Origin of the sequence: Avibacterium endocarditidis, from assembly GCF_002921145.1 — a bacterium.
In the GTDB taxonomy this organism is placed as follows: domain Bacteria; phylum Pseudomonadota; class Gammaproteobacteria; order Enterobacterales; family Pasteurellaceae; genus Avibacterium; species Avibacterium endocarditidis.
Map to the genome: position 1 here is coordinate 23,995 of NZ_PQVI01000069.1, position 6,287 is coordinate 30,281.

At 43.5% G+C, this 6,287-nt stretch carries 6 protein-coding genes; 3 read left to right on the forward strand and 3 right to left on the reverse strand.

Going from position 1 to position 6,287, the window contains the following annotated elements:
- Window positions 1-48 precede the first annotated feature (48 nt).
- The 3 genes from C3Z13_RS13000 to glpT form a co-directional block, all read right to left on the reverse strand.
- Window positions 49-333, reverse strand: coding sequence for a glycerophosphodiester phosphodiesterase family protein (locus C3Z13_RS13000; protein WP_425427457.1), 285 nt, complete (start codon window positions 331-333; stop codon window positions 49-51).
- Window positions 334-376: 43 nt separating this feature from the next.
- Window positions 377-1,147 (reverse strand): glycerophosphodiester phosphodiesterase, encoded by a 771-nt coding sequence (gene glpQ / locus C3Z13_RS05510; RefSeq protein ID WP_425427458.1) that lies wholly within the window; start codon window positions 1,145-1,147, stop codon window positions 377-379.
- 93 nt (window positions 1,148-1,240) lie between these two features.
- A complete protein-coding gene (glpT, locus tag C3Z13_RS05515; protein ID WP_103855269.1) occupies window positions 1,241-2,686 on the reverse strand; it encodes a glycerol-3-phosphate transporter in 1,446 nt (481 codons plus the stop codon).
- A gap of 284 nt (window positions 2,687-2,970) precedes the next feature.
- Between glpT and glpA the strand changes: the two genes are divergently transcribed.
- The 3 genes from glpA to C3Z13_RS05530 form a co-directional block, all read left to right on the forward strand.
- Window positions 2,971-4,662 (forward strand): anaerobic glycerol-3-phosphate dehydrogenase subunit A, encoded by a 1,692-nt coding sequence (gene glpA / locus C3Z13_RS05520; RefSeq protein ID WP_103855270.1) that lies wholly within the window; start codon window positions 2,971-2,973, stop codon window positions 4,660-4,662.
- On the forward strand, window positions 4,652-5,959 hold the full coding sequence (gene glpB, locus C3Z13_RS05525) for a glycerol-3-phosphate dehydrogenase subunit GlpB (RefSeq protein ID WP_103855271.1): 1,308 nt from the start codon (window positions 4,652-4,654) through the stop codon (window positions 5,957-5,959). Before glpA ends, glpB begins: the two co-directional genes overlap by 11 nt.
- Window positions 5,959-6,287 (forward strand): 4Fe-4S dicluster domain-containing protein (locus C3Z13_RS05530; RefSeq protein WP_146256872.1); only part of this gene is annotated, 329 nt, incomplete at its 3' end. The genes glpB and C3Z13_RS05530, both read left to right, overlap by 1 nt.

Below are 6,287 nucleotides of genomic sequence, written 5' to 3' on the forward strand. Positions count from 1 at the left end.
AAGTTACCTTTCCGATTTTTATTTAACGTTCACATAAGTGGTTCAAACTTACTCCCCTTTCCCCAAAAACTCCACCGCGGTATCTGGGAAATCGGTGAAAATGCCTGTTGCGCCAGCTTGGTTTAATAGGGCATCGTACATTTGGTTTACGTTAGTAAAAAATGTTGGTAAGGCATCTTTGCGTACGGTGTAAGGGTGTAGTTCCATATTGTATTTTTTCAATTCTTGCACAAGTGGGGTGTAAACTACTTTGTCTTTTGTGGATTGATCTTTATCGATCAACATATACCAACCCGGCCCTACGCCGTCTGCATATTTTGCTACCTCTGCCATTGCGCCATCTTTGAACATCCAGCCATAATCATAGTTTACCCATTCACCCTGCGGATTTTTTTTCTTCCGTTTCGTGCCAATCGGTGTAAGCCACAAGTTGAACTAATTTCAGATCCATACCTAATTGTGGCAATAATTCTGTTTTGATGCGTTTAAGTTCATTAAAATCAAAGGTTTGCAAATAAACGCGATCAGATTTTTGGGTATAGCCATATTTTTTCAGCACTTCTAAGGTGGCTTTGGCAATGTCTTTACCTTCTTTATGGTGTAGCCAAGGCGCTTTGATTTCAGGATAAATCCCAATTTTTTTCCCTGTGGATTTTTCTAGCCCTTGAATAAATTCAATTTCATCTTCAAAAGTGTGAATTTTGAAATGGGATTTCCACATTGGAAAACGATCTGGATAAACCTGAACTTGTTTGCCATCTTTCACTTCAAAATTTTCTGTCATATTCAAAGATTGAATTTCTGCAAGGGTGAAATCTACCACATAATAACGTCCGTCTTCCCGTTTGCGGTCTGGGAATTTTTTGGCAACATCCGTTAATCCATCTAAGAAATGGTCGTGAATAACAATAAGATGATCGTCTTTTGTCATTACCAAATCTTGCTCTAAATAATCCGCTTTTTGTCCAAAGGCAAGGGCTTTACTTTCTAGCGTATGCTCGGGTAAGTAACCACTTGCACCACGGTGAGCGATAACAAGTTTTTCATTATTATTCATTGTTGGCATTGCGTTTACTGCTTGCACACAAGTGAACGCTAAGGTGGATAAGACAACAACTTGAGCTAATTTTTTTAATTTGAATGTCATAAGAACTCCTTTTATTAAAGTGCGGTGCTTTTTCACCAAATTTTTGCGAATAAAAAAGGAAGGGCATTGCTGCACTTCCTTTCTAATTATTCACTATTTACCGTAGTGATCGCCTAATGTGGCTTTATGTTTTGCTTCTTGAATAGTTACGATTAAGAGTAACAATACTGCCAAGATACCGCCAGTGATCATTACATAGAAACCACCGTCCCAGCCGTAGTATTCCGCAGCCCAACCCACAACAGCTGAAGCGGAAACGGTACCACCGAGATAACCAAATAAGCCAGTGAACCCTGCTGCTGTACCTGCGGCTTTTTTCGGTGCAAGTTCAAGGGCGTGTAAACCAATCAACATTACTGGGCCATAAATTAAGAAACCGATGGTGGTCATTAAGATAAAGTCAGTTAATTGATACGGATTTTGATACCACGCTTTGCCTGTATATTGCGCAAGTTCAGATTCTGGTGTTGCTGGGTTTAACCATAATGCCACTACCGCAATGGTAGTTAAGATCATAAAGATGAAACCCGTTAAACCACGTTTACCTTTAAATAGGTGATCGGATACCCAACCACAAATAAGCGTTCCCGGAATCGCCGCTAATTCATAAATGGTGTATGCCCACGCCGTACCTTTGATATTGAAATGTTTCACTTCACCCAAATACACTGGCGACCATTTTAATACACCATAACGAATGAGATAAACGAACACGTTAGCAATGGCGATGTACCATAACAATTTGTTTTTTAAGACATAAGTAACGAAAATATCTTTGGTGCTGAGATCGTTTTCGTAGGTTTTTTCGTTGTAATCATCTGGGTAATCATTACGCCATTTTTCAATGGCTGGTAAACCGCAAGATTGTGGCGTATCTTTCATTACTAAGAATACTGGAATGGCCGCAATCATTGCCGCAATACCCGGATAGTAAAGTGCTTGTTGCCATACATCTTTTGCAGTGGCTTGCACGCCGTGCTCACTGAAATAAATCGCACTGGCTAATAGCACCATTGCGCCCGGCACCATTCCCCCTAGATTGTGCGCGGTATTCCAGATAGAGACGATTGTTCCGCGTTCATTTTTCGACCACCAGTGTACCATTGTACGTCCGCACGGTGGCCACCCCATACCTTGGAACCAACCATTAAGGAAGATCATCACGAACATCACTAAAATGCCTGATGTCGCCCAAGGCATTAAGCCCATTAGGGTCATACATAAACCTGAAAGCAACAAACCACAAGGTAAGAAAACTTTCGGATTTGAGCGGTCAGAAATGGTTGCCATAAAGAATTTTGACAAACCATAAGCTAAACCTGCCCCAGTCCCGATAATACCCAGTTCAGCTTTGTTATAAAGCCCTGCTTCAATCAACCCTTTTTGTGCTAAATCGAAATTGGCACGCACGAAATAATACGCGGCGTAACCAAAGAAGATCCCTGCAAACACTTGCCAACGCAAGCGTCTATAAGTGGAATCTATCTTTTCTTTCGGCAGCTCCGCAATGTGAGGAGCTGGTTTAAATGGTCCAAACATAGATATTCTCCAAGTTGTTATTTTTTTATAGATGAAATACGTTCTTTTACGAACATTTCCAACATATCATAGCGAGAAAATAAAAACGAAAAGAAGATAAAGTTTAAGATGTGATGTTTATCACAAAAAAATAACAAAAACTTTTCAATGACGGATAAATAGTGATCTACCTCACATAATTTAATACAAATTCGCTCATTTTATTTTCTAAAACGAACATTTATCGTATGATAGAGCCGTTAATCTTATCTTTTTATTTACAAATTTAATGTGGGGGAAAAGCGATGAAAAAATCACCGCACTTTTATCAAAATGCACAGGACTTTTCGCCTATCAATACGGACGTGATCATCATTGGCGGTGGTGCAACGGGCGCGGGAATTGCACGCGATTGTGCGTTGCGTGGCATTAATTGTGTGTTGTTGGAGCGCCGTGATATTGCCACAGGGGCAACGGGACGTAACCACGGGCTGTTGCACAGTGGCGCCCGTTATGCGGTGAATGATGAAGAATCTGCGCGCGAATGTATCCAAGAAAATCTCATTTTAAAAAATATCGCCCACCATTGTATTGAAGACACCAAAGGGCTATTTATCACGCTGCCTGAAGATGATTTGGCCTATCAAAAAACCTTTCTTACCGCTTGCGATAATGCTGGCATTGAAGCAGTGGCGATTGAGCCTGATTTAGCTAGACGCTTAGAGCCTTCGGTCAATCCAAATTTAGTGGGCGCGGTGGTGGTGCCTGATGGTTCTATCGATCCTTTCCGCCTTACTTCCGCCAATATGCTTGATGCCAGCGAACGTGGGGCAAAAATTTTCACCTATTGCGAAGTCAAAGGGCTAATCCGTGAAGGCGATCGCGTGATTGGAACAAAAGTTTACGATCATAAAAATAAAGTAGAACGTTTGTTTTTCGCTCCTGTGGTGGTGAATGCTGGCGGAATTTGGGGGCAAGGCATTGCCGAATATGCGGATCTGAAAATCCGAATGTTCCCCGCTAAAGGGGCGTTGCTGATTATGGGGCATCGCATTAATAATCTAGTGATTAACCGCTGCCGTAAGCCCGCCGATGCGGACATTCTCGTGCCGGGGGATACCATTTGCGTGATCGGCACAACTTCAAGCCGTATTCCTTATGATCAAATTGATAATATGGTGGTAACGCCTGAAGAAGTGGATATTTTGTTCCGTGAAGGGGAAAAACTCGCTCCTTCCCTACGCCATACCCGTGTGCTGCGTGCTTATGCGGGGGTACGCCCACTAGTTGCTACTGATGATGATCCCTCAGGGCGAAATGTGAGCCGTGGCATTGTGTTGCTCGATCACGCTGAGCGTGATGGGTTGGAGGGTTTTGTTACCATCACAGGTGGGAAATTAATGACCTATCGTTTAATGGCAGAATGGGCAACGGATTTGGTGTGCAAAAAACTCAATAAATCTGCCACTTGTACCACTGCTAGCCAACCTTTACCGGGTTCAGGCACAACACAAGAAGAAACCTACAAACAAATTATTTCCCTCCCAACCCCGATTAAAATTTCTGCGGTTTATCGCCATGGGCAACGAGCCACGAAATTATTAGAAAAAGAACGCCTTGATCGCTCGTTAGTGTGCGAATGCGAAGCGGTGAGTGCAGGGGAAGTGCGTTATGCCGTTGATGAACTCAAAGTGAATAATTTGGTGGATTTACGCCGCCGTACCCGTGTGGGAATGGGAACCTGCCAAGCGGAACTTTGCGCCTGTCGTGCGGCAGGCTTAATGGCACGTTTTAATGTTGCCACACCACGCCAATCCACCACTCAACTGGCTTCTTTTATGGAAGAACGTTGGCGCGGCATTCAGCCTATCGCTTGGGGAGAAGCGGTACGCGAAGCAGAGTTTACCAGTTGGATTTATTACAGTTTACTTGGTTTAAATGATGTTAAACCACTTGATGAACAAGCCACACAGGGGACAGATAGCAATGAAATTTGATGTAATTATTATCGGCGGTGGCTTAGCAGGCTTAACCTGCGCCATTGCGCTGCAACAACAAGGTAAACATTGTGCCATCGTAAACAACGGACAAGCGGCGATGGATTTTTCCTCTGGCTCGTTAGATTTACTCAGCCTGCTTCCAGAAGGAAGCGAAGTAAAAAATAGTGCGGTGCAAAATTTCGCTGAAATTTACCCGCACTTTGCTGAGCAAGTGCCACAGCATCCTTATTCGTTATTGGGAAAAGATCAGGTGCTTGCTAAAGCAGAACACTTTGAACAATTAGCCCAATCGCTCAATTTGGATCTGATTGGCTCACATAAAGAAAATCATCTCCGTGTTACTCCTTTGGGCGGTTTACGTCGCACTTGGCTTTCGGCAAACAGCGTGCCAACCTTGCCATTATCACAAGCTGAATTTCCCCATAAACGCATTGCAGTGCTAGGTATTGAAGGCTATCACGATTTTCAACCGCAATTATTGGCGGATAACCTAAAACAAAATCCGCAATTTGCCCATTGTGATGTGAGTATTGGCTATTTGCACATTCCGCAATTAGACCAACTTCGCAACAACGCACGGGAATTTCGTAGCGTCAATATTTCCCAAGTACTGGAGCATAAACTGGCGTTCGGCGAGTTAGTACGAGAGATCCAACAAGCCGCAGGAAACGCAAGTGCGGTGTTTTTACCCGCCTGTTTTGGAATGAGCGACAATCATTTCTTCAACAGCCTCAAACAGGCGACAGGGCTAAATTTATTTGAACTACCAACACTACCGCCTTCTTTACTGGGAATGCGTCAGCGAAAAGCCCTGCGAGATCATTTTGAAAAGTTGGGCGGCGTAATGCTCAATGGCGATAAGGCGTTGCGGGCGGATATTGAGGATCGCCAAGTGAAAGCCCTTTACACACAATTACATCAAGATGATGCGCTTTATGCTGAGCATTTTGTGCTGGCTTCAGGGCATTATTTTAGTTCGGGGATTGTGGCGGAATTTGAGCGGGTTCTCGAGCCTATTTTTGATCTCGATATTATCGGCAACGGCGATTTTGATAATGGCAACCGCCTTTCTTGGACAAGAGATCGCTTTTCCGCTCCGCAACCTTATCAAAGTGCGGGAGTAAAAATTAATGAAAAATGCCAAGTGCAAAAGTGCGGTGAGATTTTAGCGAATTTATACGCTATCGGCTCAGTGATTGGCGGTTACAATAATTTAGAACTCGGTTGTAGCTCGGGCGTGGCGGTGGTTACCGCACTCACCGTAGCAGAACAGATTCTTGCAGGGGGCAAATAATGAACATTCAACAATTAATCGAAAATGCGAAACAAAATGCCGCCTTGCCACCTAGCCACCAATATGTGGATAACAGTTTTGAAAGTTGCATAAAATGTACGGCTTGCACGGCGGTTTGCCCCGTGTCAAAACAAAATCCGCTTTATCCTGGTCCGAAGCAAGCTGGCCCAGATGGGGAACGTTTTCGCCTAAAAAGTGCCGCATTCTATGATGAAGCACTGAAATATTGTACCAACTGCAAACGCTGTGAAGTGGCTTGCCCTTCTGATGTAAAAATTGGCGATTTGATCGTGCGGGCGAGAAATAACCATTTGAAAGAGCAGAAAAA

What these genes read in the sequence shown, in the direction of transcription:
- C3Z13_RS13000 (WP_425427457.1), bottom strand. Translation starts at nt 333, where the DNA reads ATGGCAGAGGTAGCAAAATATGCAGACGGCGTAGGGCCGGGTTGGTAT.
- glpQ (WP_425427458.1), bottom strand. Translation starts at nt 1,147, where the DNA reads ATGACATTCAAATTAAAAAAATTAGCTCAAGTTGTTGTCTTATCCACC.
- glpT (WP_103855269.1), bottom strand. Translation starts at nt 2,686, where the DNA reads ATGTTTGGACCATTTAAACCAGCTCCTCACATTGCGGAGCTGCCGAAA.
- glpA (WP_103855270.1), top strand. Translation starts at nt 2,971, where the DNA reads ATGAAAAAATCACCGCACTTTTATCAAAATGCACAGGACTTTTCGCCT.
- glpB (WP_103855271.1), top strand. Translation starts at nt 4,652, where the DNA reads ATGAAATTTGATGTAATTATTATCGGCGGTGGCTTAGCAGGCTTAACC.